The sequence below is a fragment of the Dyella thiooxydans genome, assembly GCF_001641285.1.
Lineage (GTDB): Bacteria > Pseudomonadota > Gammaproteobacteria > Xanthomonadales > Rhodanobacteraceae > Dyella_A > Dyella_A thiooxydans.
On the sequence record NZ_CP014841.1, the window covers coordinates 1,069,323 to 1,085,236 of the forward strand.

At 68.4% G+C, this 15,914-nt stretch carries 15 protein-coding genes; 7 read left to right on the top strand and 8 right to left on the bottom strand.

Annotation, left to right across the window (positions count from 1 at the left end; translation table 11 throughout):
- Window positions 1–73: 73 nt before the first annotated feature.
- Entirely contained in the window at window positions 74–607 is a 534-nt protein-coding gene (gene mug / locus ATSB10_RS04925) for a G/U mismatch-specific DNA glycosylase (protein WP_063670962.1), read from the bottom strand.
- A gap of 62 nt (window positions 608–669) precedes the next feature.
- Window positions 670–1,299: a TetR/AcrR family transcriptional regulator gene (locus ATSB10_RS04930; RefSeq protein WP_063670964.1), complete on the bottom strand. Its 630-nt coding sequence runs from the start codon at window positions 1,297–1,299 to the stop codon at window positions 670–672.
- An 8-nt stretch (window positions 1,300–1,307) separates the two neighbouring features.
- Between ATSB10_RS04930 and ATSB10_RS04935 the strand changes: the two genes are divergently transcribed.
- From ATSB10_RS04935 to ATSB10_RS04950, 4 genes are read left to right on the top strand one after another with little or no spacing between them, the layout of a single operon-like run.
- Window positions 1,308–2,636 (top strand): HlyD family secretion protein, encoded by a 1,329-nt coding sequence (locus ATSB10_RS04935; RefSeq protein WP_236886492.1) that lies wholly within the window; start codon window positions 1,308–1,310, stop codon window positions 2,634–2,636.
- Window positions 2,633–4,129, top strand: a complete 1,497-nt coding sequence (locus ATSB10_RS04940; protein WP_063670968.1) for a DHA2 family efflux MFS transporter permease subunit — start codon at window positions 2,633–2,635, stop codon at window positions 4,127–4,129. Before ATSB10_RS04935 ends, ATSB10_RS04940 begins: the two co-directional genes overlap by 4 nt.
- A gap of 16 nt (window positions 4,130–4,145) precedes the next feature.
- Window positions 4,146–5,597, top strand: a complete 1,452-nt coding sequence (locus ATSB10_RS04945) for an efflux transporter outer membrane subunit (RefSeq protein ID WP_063670970.1) — start codon at window positions 4,146–4,148, stop codon at window positions 5,595–5,597.
- Window positions 5,598–5,614: 17 nt separating this feature from the next.
- Window positions 5,615–6,556 carry an aldo/keto reductase gene (locus ATSB10_RS04950; protein ID WP_063670971.1) on the top strand — a complete coding sequence of 314 codons (942 nt, stop codon included), beginning with the start codon at window positions 5,615–5,617 and terminating at the stop codon, window positions 6,554–6,556.
- A gap of 142 nt (window positions 6,557–6,698) precedes the next feature.
- Here the strand turns inward: ATSB10_RS04950 and ATSB10_RS04955 are convergent, their stop codons facing one another.
- The 4 genes from ATSB10_RS04955 to ATSB10_RS04970 form a co-directional block, all read right to left on the bottom strand.
- Window positions 6,699–8,090, bottom strand: a complete 1,392-nt coding sequence (locus ATSB10_RS04955) for an aldehyde dehydrogenase family protein (RefSeq protein ID WP_063670973.1) — start codon at window positions 8,088–8,090, stop codon at window positions 6,699–6,701.
- Window positions 8,091–8,092: 2 nt separating this feature from the next.
- Window positions 8,093–9,739 (bottom strand): acetolactate synthase large subunit, encoded by a 1,647-nt coding sequence (locus tag ATSB10_RS04960; RefSeq protein ID WP_063670975.1) that lies wholly within the window; start codon window positions 9,737–9,739, stop codon window positions 8,093–8,095.
- A gap of 74 nt (window positions 9,740–9,813) precedes the next feature.
- On the bottom strand, window positions 9,814–10,215 hold the full coding sequence (locus tag ATSB10_RS04965; protein WP_157469085.1) for a VOC family protein: 402 nt from the start codon (window positions 10,213–10,215) through the stop codon (window positions 9,814–9,816).
- A gap of 194 nt (window positions 10,216–10,409) precedes the next feature.
- A complete protein-coding gene (locus tag ATSB10_RS04970; RefSeq protein WP_063670978.1) occupies window positions 10,410–10,832 on the bottom strand; it encodes an OsmC family protein in 423 nt (140 codons plus the stop codon).
- 194 nt (window positions 10,833–11,026) lie between these two features.
- Here ATSB10_RS04970 and ATSB10_RS04975 point away from each other — a divergent pair, with 194 nt between their 5' ends.
- Together ATSB10_RS04975 and ATSB10_RS04980 are read left to right on the top strand one after the other, a co-directional pair.
- Window positions 11,027–11,425, top strand: coding sequence for an HU family DNA-binding protein (locus ATSB10_RS04975; RefSeq protein WP_198506917.1), 399 nt, complete (start codon window positions 11,027–11,029; stop codon window positions 11,423–11,425).
- Between the two features lie 122 nt (window positions 11,426–11,547).
- Window positions 11,548–11,964 (top strand): H-NS histone family protein, encoded by a 417-nt coding sequence (locus tag ATSB10_RS04980; protein WP_063670980.1) that lies wholly within the window; start codon window positions 11,548–11,550, stop codon window positions 11,962–11,964.
- 106 nt (window positions 11,965–12,070) lie between these two features.
- Here ATSB10_RS04980 and ATSB10_RS04985 read toward each other — a convergent pair whose 3' ends face one another.
- A complete protein-coding gene (locus tag ATSB10_RS04985) occupies window positions 12,071–13,705 on the bottom strand; it encodes a N,N-dimethylformamidase beta subunit family domain-containing protein (protein WP_063670983.1) in 1,635 nt (544 codons plus the stop codon).
- Between the two features lie 110 nt (window positions 13,706–13,815).
- Here ATSB10_RS04985 and ATSB10_RS04990 point away from each other — a divergent pair, with 110 nt between their 5' ends.
- Window positions 13,816–15,222: a purine-cytosine permease family protein gene (locus ATSB10_RS04990; protein WP_063670985.1), complete on the top strand. Its 1,407-nt coding sequence runs from the start codon at window positions 13,816–13,818 to the stop codon at window positions 15,220–15,222.
- Between the two features lie 225 nt (window positions 15,223–15,447).
- On the opposite strand, the gene ATSB10_RS04995 is transcribed toward ATSB10_RS04990, so the two are convergent.
- Complete coding sequence (locus tag ATSB10_RS04995) at window positions 15,448–15,687, bottom strand: dodecin family protein (RefSeq protein ID WP_017464154.1); 240 nt, start codon at window positions 15,685–15,687, stop codon at window positions 15,448–15,450.
- Window positions 15,688–15,914 lie beyond the last annotated feature (227 nt).

Genomic DNA, 15,914 nt, shown 5'->3' on the forward strand with positions numbered 1-15,914 from the left:
CCGGAGCGACTGCTCCCGGCTTCAGGAATTCCCGTGCGTCGGATGACACGGCGGCGAGCCCCAGCATTCACGTTCACGCGGCAGTAGACGCCATGGTCGCCGGGCACGCGGCAAGGCGCAGCGCGCGGTAGGCGTCCACCAGCTCGGCCAGGCCGAAGGCACGATTCCGCCCGCTCGGATTGGGCAGCACCCAGACGGTACTGCCGTGGATCGTTTCCGGCTGCCGGCCCCACGTGACGGCCGTTCGCCCGGAGAGCGTGCCGTACGCGACCTTGCCGAGAAAGGCGATGCAGCCGGGGCGGTAGCGAGCGATCTTCTGCTCGAGGGCAGCAGCGGCGGCGAGAAATTCCGCGGTCGACAGTTCGTCGGCGCGCGCCGTGGGCCGCTCGACCACCGAGGTCAAGCCACACCGATAACCCAGCAGCAGGCGGTCATCCTCGGGGCGCAGCCGCCGGTCGGTAAAACCGGCCAGATGCAGGGTCTGCCAGAAGCGGTTGCCGCGGCCCGCGAAGTGGTGCCCGCTGGCCGCCGCATGCAGGCCCGGGTTGATGCCGCAGAACACCACGGCCAGGCCCTCGACGAGGAGGTCGGGCAGTGCGTCAGCCATGGCTCGACGCGGCGGTGCGGCCGGCTCCGGGAGTGCTTGCGGGCATGGGGCGCGGGACCCGCTTATCCGCAGATCACGGCGACGGCCTGTTCGGCGAACCGCCGCAGGTCTGCACGGGAGCTGCCGGCACGCGCCCGGATGGCCATCGTCTGCATCGTGGCGGTGGCGAGCATCGCCAGTGCCTCCGGGTCGGCGCACGGCTTGAGTTCGCCGGTCTCCTGCGCAAGGCGCAGACGCGCCGCGAAGTCGGCATCGAGCTTGCGGAACCCGTCGCTGACCACCTTGCGGGTCTGTGCATCGTGCACCGCTTCGGTGACGGCGGTTCCCACCACGAAGCATCCACGCGCCCGGCCGCGGCCAGAGAAATAGATCGACAGTGCCGCGTCGTAGACGGCCATCAGCGCCTGGTCGAGCGGCAGGTCTCCCCCAAGTGCCTCCCGCATCGCGGCGAGCTTGAGCTCCCAGTACGCGTTCAGCGCCTTCAGGTAGATGGCGCGCTTGTCGCCGAATGCGGCCCGCAGGCTGGGTCGGTTCATGCCGGTCGCCGCGGCGATGTCGTCGAGGGAGGTGCCGGCATAGCCGGTCTTCCAGAAAGCGTCGGTGGCCTGCTGCAGCGCCGCCGCCGGCTCGTAGGCACGCGGCCGCCCGCGGGGCTTGCGTGCGCTCTCGTCTTTTTTTGTTCCGTTCTGCATAAAAACCCTTGAAGACCGTCGATGGCGTGAATATTATACGGCTCCGTACAAAATTCAACGGACGCCCGGTCCACCCCGAAGGACACCTGTGCCAGGTGCGGCTACCAGCCGCCGGATCGCGCAGTTCAGGGCGCCACAGCGCACGCAGGACACCCACGGTGGCGATGCCGCCCCACCACCGCGCCGGCGACGGCGTCACTCACTCGAGATACCGGATCCAGACCATGCATCAGGAAGTCGACGACAACACGAAGGCCCCGGACACGGGGCACGGGCATGCGGCTTCGACCCGCACGACGAAGGAAGGGCTGCGCTGGCCATTGATGCTTGCCCTGCCGGTGGTACTGGCGTTGGGCGGTGCCGCCTGGTTCCTCGCCGACATGCGCTACGTCTCGACGGACGATGCGTTCGTGCGCGCGGCGAGGGACTCGATCAACGCCCGGGTGTCCGGCCAGGTGGTGGAGATCCGGGTGAAGGACAACCAGCGGGTCCGCAAAGGCCAGTTGCTGTTTCGTGTCGATCCGCAGCCGTACCGGATTGCCGTGGCCCAGGCCCAGGCGCGGCTGGCCAGTGCGCGCCTGCAGATCGAGGCGCTGAAGGCGACCTATCGCCAGCAACTGGCCGACTCGCTTTCTGCCCGCGATGCGGCCGACTTCGACCGGCGCGAATTCGCGCGCAAGAAAGGATTGCTCGCATCGAACTTCGCCTCCCGCGCCGCCTATGAACGCGCCGAGACGGACTTCAAGGTCGCCCGGCAACACCTCGCCTCGGTGCAGCAGCAGGTCGCGCGGACCGTGGCCGGGCTGGACGGCAATCCGGACATCGACGTGGATCGGCATCCGGCGGTACGTGAAGCCCGGGCCCAACTGGACCGCGCGCGGCTGGACCTGTCCTACACCAACGTCGTCGCGCCCGATGACGGCATCGTGACCCATGTCGATGACCTCCAGGTGGGCGACTTCGTCCACGGCGGGGCGGCGGTGTTTTCGATGATCTCCAGCCGCGACGTGTGGATCGAGGCCAACTTCCGCGAGACCGGCCTGACCCGGATGCGCCCGGGACAGCCCGCGACCGTGGCGGTGGACGCCTATCCCGGGCACCCGTTCCGCGCCCATGTGGTGAGCATGAGTCCCGGCACCGGGTCGGATCTCTCGGTGCTGCCGCCGGAGAACGCCACCGGCAACTGGGTGAAGGTGGTCCAGCGCTTGCCGGTGCGCCTCGAGCTCGATGCCCCCGATGCGCGCTGGCCGCTGTATTCCGGCATCAGCGTGACCGCGCGGGTGGATACCCGGGCGCAACGGACGCCGGCCGGGAGCGTCGCGGACACACGCCTGTGAGCAGCTCCCCTGCCCCGGGCGCGACGGCGTTTGGCCATCGCGTCATCGTCGCCGCCGCCCTGCTCGCGACCTATATGCAGGCGGTCAACATCTCGCTGCCGAATGCCGCGGTGCTGCATATCCAGGGCAGCCTGTCGATGACCGACGACGAGATCGGCTGGGTGTTCACTTCCTATATCGCGGCGAGCGCCATCGTGATGCCGCTGATGCACTGGCTGGCTGCGCGGTTCGGGCGCAAGACCGTGTTCCAGACGTCCATCGTGCTGTTCGGCGTGGCGCTGGTGCTCGACACGCTGGCCACGACACCGCTGCAGTTCGTGGCCGCGCGCATCTTCCAGGGGGCCGCGGGCGGGACGCTTGCGCCCCTGTCCATGGCGATCCTGCTCGACGAACTGCCGCCGTTGCGGCACGGGCGGATCGGCATGGTGTGGAGCGTGACCTCGCTGCTCGGCATCCTCAGCGGGCCGGGCATCGGCGGCTGGCTCAGCGAGACCTGCGGCTGGCATGCGCTGTTCTGGTTCAGCCTGCCGATGGTCGCGTTCATCCTGCCGGCCATGGGCCTGTACCTGCCCGAGAAGAAATTCGCCAAGGGTCCGCCACTCGACGTCTTCGGGCTGCTCACTTTCACCCTGGGCGTCGCGGGGCTGCAGATGCTGCTCGATCGCGGCGAGCGCCTGGAATGGTTCGCCTCGACCGAGATCCGGGTGGAAGCCGTCGTCTCGGCGCTGGGCTTCTACCTGTACATCGTGCACGCGCTGACGCGGCGGGAGCACTTCCTCAACAAGGCGCTGTTCCGGGACCGCAATTTCGGGCTCAGCGCGATCATCTTCTTCGCCTTCGGCTTCGTGCTGTTGCCGACGCTGGCGCTGACCTCGCCGATGCTGGAGGAACTGCTCGGCTACCCCGCCGACACCGCCGGCTACCTCACGATCCCGCGCGGTGCCGCGCTGATCGGCGCGTTGATGCTGACCTGGCGCGCGCCCCGGGTGATCGACAACCGGCTGCTGGTCGCCGTCGGCATGGCGCTGGTGATCTATGCCAACTGGCGCATGCTCGGTTACTCGCCACTGATGGATGGTATGCCGGTGATGGTCGCCGGTGCGCTCCAGGGTGCGGGCCTGGGCATGATGATGCCCGCGCTCACCCGGGAAGCCTTCGGCACGCTGGACCCCAAGTTCCGCGCCGAGGGCACGGTGCTGTTCAACCTGTCGCGGCTGTACGGCAGCACGATCGGCGTCGCGATCGTGCAGATCTACTTCTACAACAACACCCAGGCCATACACCTGGCGCTCGCCAGGCATCTGCGGCCCTACGGCGTCGCCGCGCAGGCGAGCGGCCCGCTCGCGGGGCCGGCACTCGGCGCGATCAACGAGATGGTCACCGGCCAGGCGGCACTGATCGCGGTGATCGGCCAGTTCAAGCTGCTGATGCTGGTGATGCTCGCGGCCAGCCCGCTGGTCCTGTTCCTCCGCAAACCCCGCCAACGCCTGTGACAGGCCGGAGCCGCGCATGAAACTGTCTGGATCATCCCTTTCCCGGCGCGTCGCCCGGGCGGCGCTGTTTGCCGCCCCGGCCCTGCTCCTGTCGGCCTGCATGGTCGGCCCCGACTTCTCGCGACCGGCCGCACCCGCCTCGCGCCACTACGACCTGCAGGCCGAGCGGGCGCTCACCGCGCCGGGCGTGCCAGGCAGCGCGCAGCGCATCGACGCGGATCGCGCGCCCACCGACGACTGGTGGGCGGTGTTCGGCTCGCCGAAGCTGGACCAGCTCATGCGCCAGGCGGTCGCCGGCAACCTGGACCTCGACGCTGCCGATGCGACCATCGCCCAGGCGAACGAAGCCGTCGCCGCGGCCGGTGGTGCGCTGCTGCCGCAGCTGGATATCGCCGCCCAGGGCGGGCGCCAAGGCACGGGGCACGGAACCACCACCCAGTACGCGGTCGGTCCGCAGGTCAGTTTCGATTTCGACCTCTTCGGCGGCAACCGCCGGCGAATCGAGGCGCAGGCGGCGCTGGCCGAGCTGCAGTGTCATCGATTCGATGCCGCCTACCTGACCGTGACCGGCGATGTCGCCCGCCAGGCCATCCTGCTCGCCTCGGCGCGGGCGCAGATGGACGCGCTCGACGAGCTGCTGGCCGACGACCGCAGGAATCTCGAGCTGGTCCGCTCCGCCGAGCGCTACGGCAGCGCGACCCAGGTCGACGTCGCGCTCGCGCTGAATCAGCTCGCGCAGGACCAGACCTTGCTGCCGCCGCTGGCGCAGCAGCGGGATACGGCGCGGCACGCGCTGTCCGTGCTTGCGGGGAAAGGTCCCGCCGACTGGACGCCGCCGGACTTCGCGCTGTCCGATTTCGCGCTGCCGGCCGAGCTTCCCCTCACCCTGCCCTCCGAGCTCGCGCGCCAACGCCCGGACATCCTCGAAGCCGAGGCCGAACTCCACGCGGCGAGCGCCGCGATCGGCGTGGCCACCGCGGACCTCTATCCGCACCTGCAGCTCTCCGCCTCGGTGAGCCGGGCCGGGCCGGGCGCAGGCACGCTTTGGGGTGTCGCCGGGGCGTTGACCGCACCGCTCTTCCACGGCGGTACCCTCAAGGCGAACCGCCGCGGCGCCGTCGACGCCTACCAGGCCAGCTTCGCGATCTACCGGCAAACGGTGATCCGCTCGCTGGGCCAGGTGGCCGACCTGCTGCAGGCGATCCATCACGACAACGAGGAATACGCGGCGCAGCAGCGCGCATTGAACGCCGCGGGAACCAGCCTGCGGATCAGCCAGGCGGGCTACCAGGCGGGCGAGACCGGGCTGCTGCAGGTACTCGACGCCCAGCGGGCCTACCAGCACGCCTTGATCGGGCAGCTCCGCGCAAAGACGGCGCAGTACCTCGACACGGCGCAGCTCTCCGTCGCGCTGGGTGGCCATTCCGATAGCGCTCTTGCGCGCAGGATGGCCCGCGACAACGAATGATGACCTGGAGAACCGACATGCAACCTGCAAAACATCTTTATGAGACCACCCTCCCGCTGGCCAACGGCGCCGGAACGCTGCCCGCAGTCGGCTTCGGCACTTTGATCCGCGACCCCGTCGCGGCAAGGCAGGCGATCAAGGTGGCGCTGGAGACCGGCTTTCGCCATCTCGACTGCGCCGAGCTCTATCGCAACGAGGACGTCGTCGGCCAGGCGATGCGCGAGGCCTTCGATGCCGGCACGGTGAGGCGCGAGGATCTGTTCGTCACCACCAAGCTGTGGAACAACAACCACCGGCCGGAGCGGGTCGGCCCCGCGCTCGAGGCGAGCCTCAAGCGCCTGCAGCTCGACTACGTGGATGGCTATCTCGTCCACACGCCGTACGCCTTCCGGCCCGGCGACGAGCAGTATCCGACCGACAAGGACGGCCAGCCCGCGTACGACCGCGAGGTGACGCTGGTGGAGACCTGGCGGGCGATGGAGCGGCTCGTCGACGAGGGCAAGTGTCGCTTCATCGGTCTTTCCGACATCCGCCTGGAGCGGCTGAAGGAGATCGTCGCGGTGGCGCGGATCATGCCTGCCGTGGTGCAGGTGGAGTGCCACCCTTACCTGCCGGAATGGGAACTGCTGGAGTTCTGCCAGGCCCACGGCATCGTGCTGCTCGCGTTCGCCCCGCTGGGCCACGGCATGGAACCGCGGATCACCGACGACCCGGTGATCAAGGCCATCGCGCAGCGGCTCGACAGGACGCCGGCGCAGGTGGCGCTGGCCTGGGCCGTGCAGCGCGGCAGTGCGTTGCTGACCACCTCGACCAACCCCGCGCACATCCGGGAGAATTTCGCGATCTCGGCGTTGCCCGAGGACGCCATGCAGGCGATGCGCAGCGGCATCGAGACGACGTTCCGGCTGAATGCCGTGGTCGATACCGGTGTTCCGGGATTCGTTCCCAAGGCCGGCTGATGCGGCCACCGATGCGGCCGTCGGGGCCGCATCGGTGTCAGGTGGCGGGCTGCACATCAGCCAGCAGAAGGGCCGAACGCCCGGGCCTGCCGCGCAGGCAGGCCGTCGGGCCAGGACCGCCGCGGTGGGCGGAGTCGGTGGGCTAACCCTCGTAGCGCAGCACGACCATCTTGTCCTGGGACATGTCTTCCATCGAATACGGGATGCCGCCCACGCCGTAGCCCGATTGCCGGCGACCGGCGAACGGCATCCAGTCGGTGCGGAACGCGGTGTGGTCGTTGATCAGCACCGCGGACGCATCCAGGCGCCGGGCGGCGCGCATCGCCGGGGCGATATCCGCGGAGAACACGCTGGCCTGGAACGCGAAGGGCAGCGCATTGGCGGCGTCGATCGCCTGGTCGAGATCCCGGTAGCGGTAGACGCAGGTGACCGGGCCAAAGATCTCCAGCTGCGACACCTTCGCCTCCGTCGGCGGATCGAGCAGCACGGCGGGAGCGAGGGTGGTCTCGGACAGGCGTCCGCCGCCCACGATCTTCGCGCCGGCGGCCACCGCCTCCTCCGTCCACGACAGCACGCGATCCGCCTCGCGCGGCGCGATCAGCGGGCCCATCTCGGTACGTTCGAGCAAGGGATCGCCCACCCGCAGCGCCTGGACACGGGCGGCCAGGCGCTCGATGAAGCCGTCCGCGATATCCGCGTGGACGAAGATGCGCTGGGTGGAAACGCAAACCTGGCCGGCGTGGTAGTAACCGCCCTTCACGATCGGCTCGATGATCGTATCGAGCGGCGCACTGCGATCGACGATCACCGGCGCGGCGCCGCCATGCTCGAGCGCGCAGCGCGTCCCGGGCGGCAGCTTGCTGCGCAGATACCAGCCGACCTTGGCCGAGCCGATGAAACTCAGGAACGCCACCCGTGGGTCGGTGGCCAGACGCTCGGCCAGCGCGTTGTCGTCGGTGATGAAGGTCTGGCACCACGCCTCGTCGAGCCCGGCCTCGTGCAGCAGCTCCACCAGGCCGAGGCACGACAACGGGGTGACCGCGGCCGGCTTCACGATGACCGGGCAACCGACGGCGATCGCCGGTGCCACCTGGTGAACGATGAGGTTCAGCGGATGGTTGAACGCGGAGATGGCCGCGACCACCCCGATCGGTTCCTTGGTGGTGAAGGCCCAGCGTCCTTCGCTGGCCGGCGTCAGACCCATCGGGATCTCGCGGCCCGCGAACGTCCGGATCGCCTCGGCCGCGTTGCGCAAGCCGTCGACGGCCCGGATCACCTCCACGGTCGCATCCACCAGCGGCTTGCCGCCTTCCTGGGCGATCAGCCGGGCGAAATGGCCCTGCCGGGCCTGCAGCAATTCGGCGGTGCGCAGCAGCACGGCACTGCGTTGATGGGGTTTCAGCCACGCGTCGCGGTTGAGCAGCGTGCGGCTGGCCGTGGCGAGCCTGGCTTCGAGGGCGGCAGCATCGTCGACGGCAATCTCGGTAATCACCGCACGATCGAATGCCTGCACCACCTGCAGTGGACGTGTCATGGTCAGGCCTCCTTCTGGATGGGCAGGCGCTGCTGCAACTCGTCGACCAGCACGCGCTTGTTTTCCGAATAGTCGATGGGCACCACGACGAGCTGCACGCCCCCGTCGGTGAACGCCTTTTCCAGCGTGGGGCGCAGTTCGTCGATCGTTTCCACCCGGGTGCCGGTCGCGCCATACGCCTTCGCGTAGGTCACGAAGTCCGGGTTGTCGAAGGTCATGCCGTAGTCGGGAAACGCGTCGACGGCCTGCTTCCAGCGGATCATGCCGAACGCCCGGTCCTCGATGATCAGCACCACCAGGTCGAGCTTGAGCCGGACGGCGGTCTCCAGCTCCTGGCTGTTCATCATGAAGCCACCGTCGCCGCAGACGGCCATCACCCGGCGCCCGGGATACAGCATCGCGGCCATGATGGACGAGGGCAGCCCTGCCCCCATGGTCGCCAGCGCGTTGTCGAGCAGCAGCGTGTTGGCGACCTGCGTGCGGTAATTGCGCGCGAACCAGATCTTGTACATGCCGTTGTCGAGGGCGAGGATGCCGTCGGCCGGCATCACCTCGCGCACGTCGTGCACCAGCCGCTGCGGCGTGAAGCGATCCTCGGTGGCGCGTGCAGCAATCCGGCTCAGGATGCCCTCGCGCAGCGGCAGCAGCGCCTGCGCGTTGGGGATGTTCCCTTCCACCCGATCGGCCAGTTGCCGCAGCGACGGCCCCAGGTCGCCGACCACCTCGGCCTGGGGAAAGTAGACCTGCTCGACATGCGCGGGCTCGTAGCCGATGTGCACGACCTTCGGCCCCTTGGCGCCCATCAGGAACGGCGGCTTCTCGACCGTGTCGTGACCGATGGTGACGATCAGGTCCGCCCGCTCGATCGCCTCGTGCACATAGTCCCGCTCGGAAAGCGCCGCGGTGCCCATGTAGAGCTCGCTGCCGCCGGGTACCGTGCCCTTGCCCATCTGCGTGGTGAAGTACGGGATGCCGGTGCGCAGGACGAACGTGGCGAGATCGGACGACGAACGCGGCCGCGACGCCGCCGCGCCCAGCATCAGCAGCGGGGCCTGCGCCTGCATGATCAGCTGCGCCGCGCGTTCGATGGACTCGATGCTCGCGACGGGGAGCTCGATCGGATGCGCCGGAATCAGCGCGGTCTCTTCGCAGGACTCCGCGGCGATGTCTTCGGGTAGTTCCAGCAGCACCGGCCCGGGCCGCTCCTCCGCGGCGACGCGGAACGCCTCGCGCACCATGGCGGGAATCATGGTCGGCGAGACGATCTGGCGCGACAGCTTGGTCAGCGGCTTCATCGTGGCGATCACGTCGACGATCTGGAACCGCGCCTGCCTCGATGAGCGGATCGCCTTCTGGCCGGTGATCATGATCATCGGCATGGCGCCGAGCAGCGCGTATCCAGCCCCCGTCGCCAGGTTCAGCGCACCGGGCCCGAGCGTGGTAATGCATACCCCGGGCTTGCCAGTGAGCCGGCCGTAGGTCGCGGCCATGAAGGCTGCGGCCTGCTCGTGCCGGGTCAGCACCAGCTGGATCGACGACCGGCGAATGGACTCGACCAGGTCGAGGTTTTCCTCGCCGGGAATGCCGAAGATGCGCTCCACACCCTCGTTCTCGAGCGCTGCGACGAACAGATCCGAAGCTTTCAACATGACCTATCTCCACGATAGCCAGACGACCCGGTGGGCTTCATGCGGGCCGCTGCCGGTGACCCCGGCATGAACCGTCAGCTCGACGGCGTACAGACCAGCTCGATACGGGCGCCGCCGGGCTCCCGAATCATGCAGTGCACCCTGGGCCCCTTGCCCACCGGCTCGGGCGCGAACTCGACCACGGCATCCGGCCAGGCCGAGACGCGCGCGTGGAGTTCCGAAAGCACATCGAGGTCTGCGATCTTCAGGGCCAGATGATGCAAACCGACGTTCCGGCGCCGGTCGAACGCGACGTGGTCGCCGTCGGCCTGCCACAGGGTCAACCGCGTGGTGCCGTCGGACACGAAGACGGCCGGGTACGCGGGATTCCCGCCCACCACCGTCCATCCCAGGCACTCGACGAAGAAGCGGCGGGAGCGCTCGATGTCGCTCACGGTGAGGCCGACGTGGTCGACACCGAGGGTGTAGGGATTCATGTCTGCCACGGACCGCACTCCTGCATGATGGCCGGACAACGCGTCCAACCGGATTCGCCGGTAACGCTACGCCTCATGCGTTGCCAAACGAATAGCCGACACCCGGCAGACACTCTTGCGCATACCGGAAGAATGCCGGCGCCAGCGCGGGATCGCCTTCCTTCCCGTCTTCGCCCCGTCCGGCAGCCCAAGGGTTACCCGGCCCGCCGGAGCACCCCGCGCAGGACGGTGCCGGGCGCGACCGTGTTGAACACCGTGCCGAACTTCTTCACGTTCTCGTGGAGCAATTCGAGCCGGTGCTCGCTCTCGTCGGTGTCGACCAGGATCTCGTAGTCGATCGACTCCATCCGCGGCGGCACGTCCTGGCGCACCCCGTGCACGCGCACTTCCACCCCGCGAAGCTGGAAATCCAGTATCGGCGTGACCCGCTCGATGCCCTTGAGCATGCAGGCCGACAGTGCGGCCAGCAGCAGCTCGGCGGGGTTGAAGGCGTCGCGACGCCCGCCCAGGTCGGTGTCCAGCGCAAGGTCGGCCTCCTTGCAGTGCGCCGTGCTGCCGTGGGCGTCGATACGGCGTGCGCTGACGTCGAAAGTCATCTTTGTGCGGGTGTCGCTCATGGCGATTCCTCGTTAGCGGGCAAGACCGCCGGGGCGGTCGAAGTGGGGGTTGGCGGCGGCTCGCCTTCGACTACATCGTGCGCCTTACCGGTCACCTCGAGCAGATCATCGTCACTGGAAGTGGCCTGAAACGCCGTAACCACGTAGATTTGGCGTGCCCAACGGCCATCGCTCCATGAGGGGCGGTGCATTGCATGAGACCGAAGATCATGGCCACCAAGACCACTGCCAAGAAGACCACCAAAGCCAAGGCTGCCCCGAAGGCAGCTCCCACCATCAAGCCGATCAAGGACGCGATGAGCAAATCGGCGCTGATCGCGCACCTGGCCGAGCAGGCCAGCGTCGAGGCGAAGCACGTCAAGGCCGTGCTCGCTGCCCTCGAGCACACGGTGCTCGGCGCGGTGCACAAGAAGGGCGCGGGCAACTTCACCCTCCCCGGCCTGTTCAAGATCAACGCGGTGAAGGTGCCGGCCAAGCCGAAGCGCAAGGGCAAGAACCCCTTCACCGGCGAGGAGCAGGTGTTCGCCGCCAAGCCGGCCTCCGTGAAGGTGAAGGTGCGGCCGCTCAAGAAGCTCAAGGACGCGGCGCTCTGAGTCGTCCGGTTGTCTGCGCGGCACCGTCCGCGCAGACAACCCTGTTGCAGGCGATCAGGGGCGGATGAAGCATCGCCGGATCGCGGACGCATGATTTGCTGGTTCGACTCCCGAGGACAAACATGGCTATCAATCTCGACTCGCTCTCCCCTGCTGAACTCCAGGCGCTCATCAGGAACGCCGAAGCGCAGATGGAATCTGCCCGCAAGAACAAGGCCCAGGAAGTCCGCACCAGGATTGACGCGCTTCTCAAGAGCGCCGGCCTGAGCATCGACGAGGTCTACCCCCGGCGCGGCGGCAAGGGAAGCAAGGCCTCCAAGGCCGCCGTCGCACCGAAGTATCGCAATCCGGAAAACGCCGCCCAGACCTGGTCCGGCCGCGGCAAGCGTCCGCTGTGGTTCTCCGCGGCCCTGAAGAAGAAGGGCGTCACGGCGGAGAGCATGCTCATTGCCGGCTCCGCGCCGAAGGCCCCGCCGGCCAGGAAAGCGGCGAAGAAGGCCGTCAGGAAGGCCCCGGCGAAGAAAGCGGCAAAGAAGTAACTTCCCGCCGTGCTGAAAAACTTGAAGCCCCGCAGCTCGCTGCGGGGCTTTTTCGTGATCGAAGCCCGGTCCGTCGAGGCAGTCGTCCGCGACCACCGCACGAGACCTAGTTCCCGGCGAGGTAGCGGTCGAGCACGTTCGACGTCACCCGGGCGACCATCGGGTCGTCGCGCAGCAGCGCCGCGACCCACTCGCAGCTTCCGGCGTGGAACACCTCGCCGGCGCCCCGCGTGAAGTGCACGATCATGCCGCAGCCGCGCTTGACGCGATCGACCGACTCCTCGCTCGCATCGCCGAAGCGCAGTTCGGCGACGTAGGTCGCCTCCTCGTCGCCGATGAAGCGGTCGTCGATGCCGGTGTGCGAGCGGGGTTCCTCGATCAGCGAGGACATCCCGAGCGCCAGAATCGAGAGGCTCTCCGGCGCACCACCCTCTGGCAGGGCCTCGGGCAGGCCATCGCGGATCACGTAGGGCAAGCCATCGACCTCGTAGCCGAACGCGTGGCCGTCGGCGCCCAGCAGGTCGCCGTAGGAAAGATCCGTGCCCCGGAAGGCCCAGTGCTCGGGCCGGTAGACGGGAAAGCCGCGCACGCCCCGGGCAGCGCAGCCACCCCAGCCGGCGTACAGGCCGTCGATGGCGTTGAGACCGAACGTGGCCGCGCCTGGCCGGCCGCTCTCCGGCGCCTCCCAGGAGCCGGTCGTGCGTGCGTTGTCGGGCTGGCGATAGACCGGGTCCTCGGCGCGTGCGCGGTACTTGTAGCAGACCTGGCGCCTGCCGCCGTCCTCCAGCCGCGTCTGCCACATGAAGTTGCCGGCGAAGCGCGCCACGTGCCCGCCGCGCTCCACGTAGGCGTCGATCGCGTCGCGCATCTCCCAGCTCCAGTACTCGTCGTGGCCGACCATCACGACGCAGTCGTAGTCGTGCAGCAACTCCGGCTCGTAGTGAAGCTCGTGCTGGCTGACCAGGTCGACGGCGTAGCCGGCGCGTTCGGCCCAGCGCATGAAGTGCGAGTCGTAGCTCGCCCAGCCGGCCGACGCGTATTTGATCGAATGGCCGGTCGCGTAGGCCCACTCCATGTGCGGGTAGCGCAACGGTGCGCCGGGCGGTGGCGAGCATTCGAGCGGCACCCGCGGTGCGTCGGCAGGCAGCACGACGAAGCCGCGGCACCACGGCCGCTCGACGCTGACGGTCGGCGAGTACTGGTCGCGATTCGGTCCGGTAAGGCCCCGGTAGTGGTTCGAACCGCCCCAGGTGTTGTAGGCCGTCCAGGTTCCGGTGGCGGCGACCTGCAGGATCCGGCCCGGCTTGGGACCGGGGTGCGGCTTGACGATGAACAGGTGATGCGAACGGATCGGCGCTCCGTCGCGCCCCTCCGCGACCAGGCTGACCCGGTAGGCACCGGACGGCCAATCCTCGCCGATCCGGAACTCGAACGCGGCCTCCCAGCCACAGCCGATGACCGAGCAATCCTCCGGGGTCGGCTGCCAGCGCAGACCCGCCAGCGATTGCTGCAGGACGACGCGCAGTTCGGCACCGTCACGGGCGATCTCGAGCTCCGCGCGCTCCACGCTCGAACTGATCATCAACCGCACGAGCGAGCCCGGCGCGTAGGCCAATGCATCGCTGTAGCACCACAGCTCGCCGCGGGCACCATCCATGCCCGGATACTCGTATCGATGGGCAAACACGGCATCGCGGCGCTGCGCCGCATCCAGTCCGAAATCAGGGTAATCCGTGCTCATCAACGAGGCCTGTTGCACGTTCGCATTGCGAACAAAAACAAATAGTTGTGGACGGTGTGCGTTTGTGTTCTCTTCGCCCAACACCGCGCAGAAAAAATACTTGCACGCCCATGCAAACCCGCACAAGCACGCGTCGACGTCGCGTCGAACAGCACACGATCTTTCCGATTCCGCTCGATGAGCGACACGGCAAGGCGCGGCAATTGTTCTCGTTGTGGTTCGGCGCGAATTTGAACGTGCTGACGATCGTCACCGGTGCGCTGGCGACGACGGTGTTCAGGCAATCGTTCCTCGCCGGCACCCTCGCCATCGTGCTCGGCAACCTGATCGGCACCCTGTTCATGGCGCTGCACGCGGCGCAGGGGCCGCGTCTGGGCGTGCCGCAGATGGTGCAGAGCCGCGGCCAGTTCGGCGCGCGCGGTGCGGCGTCGGTGGTGGCGCTGGTGATCTTCATGTACGTCGGGTACGGGGCGACCGCCCTGGTGACCGGCGGCCAGTCGCTGCATGCGATCGTGCCCGCGGTCGGCGTGCGCGAAGGCATCGCCGTGGTCGGCCTGCTGAGCCTGGCGATGGCGATCTACGGGCACGACCTGATCCATGCCGCCACGCGCGCCATCGCCTACGTTTCCGGCGCAGCGGTCGTGCTGTGCTACGTCGCCCTCGCGGTCGAGGGGCGGCTGCCGCACGCATACCTCACCCAGGGCTCGTTCTCCGTCGTCGGCTTCCTCGGCATGATGTCGATCGGCGTGTTCTGGCAGCTGGGCTACGCGCCGTACGTCTCCGACTATTCGCGCTACCTGCCCCCCGACACCGGCCCGCGGCAGGCGTTCTGGGCCTCGTACTGGGGCACCACCCTGGGCGCGGTGCTGCCGATGATTTTCGGTGCCCTGATTGGCCCCGCTGTCGTCGGCGGCGATGTCGTCGCGGCGATCTCGGCGCTCACCGGAAAGGCAAGCACGCCGATCGTCATGCTGTTCACGCCGGGCGTGGCCGTCGCCGGCGCGATCTGCATCTACGGCGGCACGCTCGCGGTGATCACCCTCGCGCAGACCTTCATCCCCGACTGGCATGCGAGCTGGCGCACGCGGGCGCCGATCGCCACCGCGATCTTCCTCGTCGCCGTCGCGCTCGGCACCGTCGGTGCCGCCAGTTTCCTGCCGCTGTACAGCCGGTTCACCGAGCTGTTGCTCTACCTGATGGTGCCGTGGACGGCGGTGAACCTGGTCGATTACTACTGGGTGCGGTTCGGCGATTATCACGTGCCGTCGTTCTTCGCCGCCGACGGCGGCGTCTACGGCCGCTACAACGTGGCAGCGCTCGCCTCCTACGCGCTCGGCATCGTCGTGCAGGTTCCCTTCATCGCCGCCGATTTCTACGTCGGCCCGGTGGCGCGCCTGCTCGGCGGCATCGACCTTTCCTGGCTCGCCGGTCTCGTGGTCACCGCGGCCGTCTACTACTTCAGCGCGCCCCGCCATGCCATGCCGGTGATGCTGGCCGAGGCCGAAGGCGTGGAGTAGCCCGGCTCGACGCCCCGATGCCGGGGCGAGCCAGGCGCTCTCCCATCGGTGAACCACCGCGACAAGCGACGGACGCCCTCGCTCGGTGGACACGGATGGCTTGGGCGGACGTCGCCGCGAACGCCACATCGCTGACCGAGGATCGCGTCTCCCTGCCGGAGCCTTCAGGGCTCCTCCCGGTGTCGTGGCCTTCGACGCACGTCGCCCACCACGACGCGGGTGGCGTCAGCCCTGGTCGACGATGAAGCTCACGCGCATGTCCACGCGCCATTCGGTGATCTTGCCGTCGGGTGTGGTGCAGACCTTGATGTCGCTGATCCAGGCACCGCGGATGTCCCCGATGGTCTTGGCCACCCGGCCCAGACCGAAGCGCACGGCTTCCTCGATGCCCTTGTCCGATGCGGCGTTGACCTCGATCACCTTGGCGAGCTGCGTCCTTGCGGACCTGGACTTCTTCGTGGCCATGGGTGGCTCCTCCGGCATGGGAATGTCGGGCCACCGTAGGCGATGGGCGCAGAGCGACCTTGATCACGATCAAACATGCCGGCCGGTACGAGCCGCGCCCCCTCCGCTGCCCGCATGGCGCAGGCGCCCGGCCGCTGCCGCACGCCTCGCAGCGCCATTCCTTGATTGCCGTCAAGGTGACGATCGCAGCGGCGCGCAGGCTGCATCACGAGTCACTCCTGACCGTG

What these genes read in the sequence shown, in the direction of transcription:
- mug (WP_063670962.1), bottom strand. Translation starts at nt 607, where the DNA reads ATGGCTGACGCACTGCCCGACCTCCTCGTCGAGGGCCTGGCCGTGGTG.
- ATSB10_RS04930 (WP_063670964.1), bottom strand. Translation starts at nt 1,299, where the DNA reads ATGCAGAACGGAACAAAAAAAGACGAGAGCGCACGCAAGCCCCGCGGG.
- ATSB10_RS04945 (WP_063670970.1), top strand. Translation starts at nt 4,146, where the DNA reads ATGAAACTGTCTGGATCATCCCTTTCCCGGCGCGTCGCCCGGGCGGCG.
- ATSB10_RS04950 (WP_063670971.1), top strand. Translation starts at nt 5,615, where the DNA reads ATGCAACCTGCAAAACATCTTTATGAGACCACCCTCCCGCTGGCCAAC.
- ATSB10_RS04955 (WP_063670973.1), bottom strand. Translation starts at nt 8,090, where the DNA reads ATGACACGTCCACTGCAGGTGGTGCAGGCATTCGATCGTGCGGTGATT.
- ATSB10_RS04960 (WP_063670975.1), bottom strand. Translation starts at nt 9,739, where the DNA reads ATGTTGAAAGCTTCGGATCTGTTCGTCGCAGCGCTCGAGAACGAGGGT.
- ATSB10_RS04965 (WP_157469085.1), bottom strand. Translation starts at nt 10,215, where the DNA reads ATGAATCCCTACACCCTCGGTGTCGACCACGTCGGCCTCACCGTGAGC.
- ATSB10_RS04970 (WP_063670978.1), bottom strand. Translation starts at nt 10,832, where the DNA reads ATGAGCGACACCCGCACAAAGATGACTTTCGACGTCAGCGCACGCCGT.
- ATSB10_RS04975 (WP_198506917.1), top strand. Translation starts at nt 11,027, where the DNA reads ATGAGACCGAAGATCATGGCCACCAAGACCACTGCCAAGAAGACCACC.
- ATSB10_RS04980 (WP_063670980.1), top strand. Translation starts at nt 11,548, where the DNA reads ATGGCTATCAATCTCGACTCGCTCTCCCCTGCTGAACTCCAGGCGCTC.
- ATSB10_RS04985 (WP_063670983.1), bottom strand. Translation starts at nt 13,705, where the DNA reads ATGAGCACGGATTACCCTGATTTCGGACTGGATGCGGCGCAGCGCCGC.
- ATSB10_RS04990 (WP_063670985.1), top strand. Translation starts at nt 13,816, where the DNA reads ATGCAAACCCGCACAAGCACGCGTCGACGTCGCGTCGAACAGCACACG.
- ATSB10_RS04995 (WP_017464154.1), bottom strand. Translation starts at nt 15,687, where the DNA reads ATGGCCACGAAGAAGTCCAGGTCCGCAAGGACGCAGCTCGCCAAGGTG.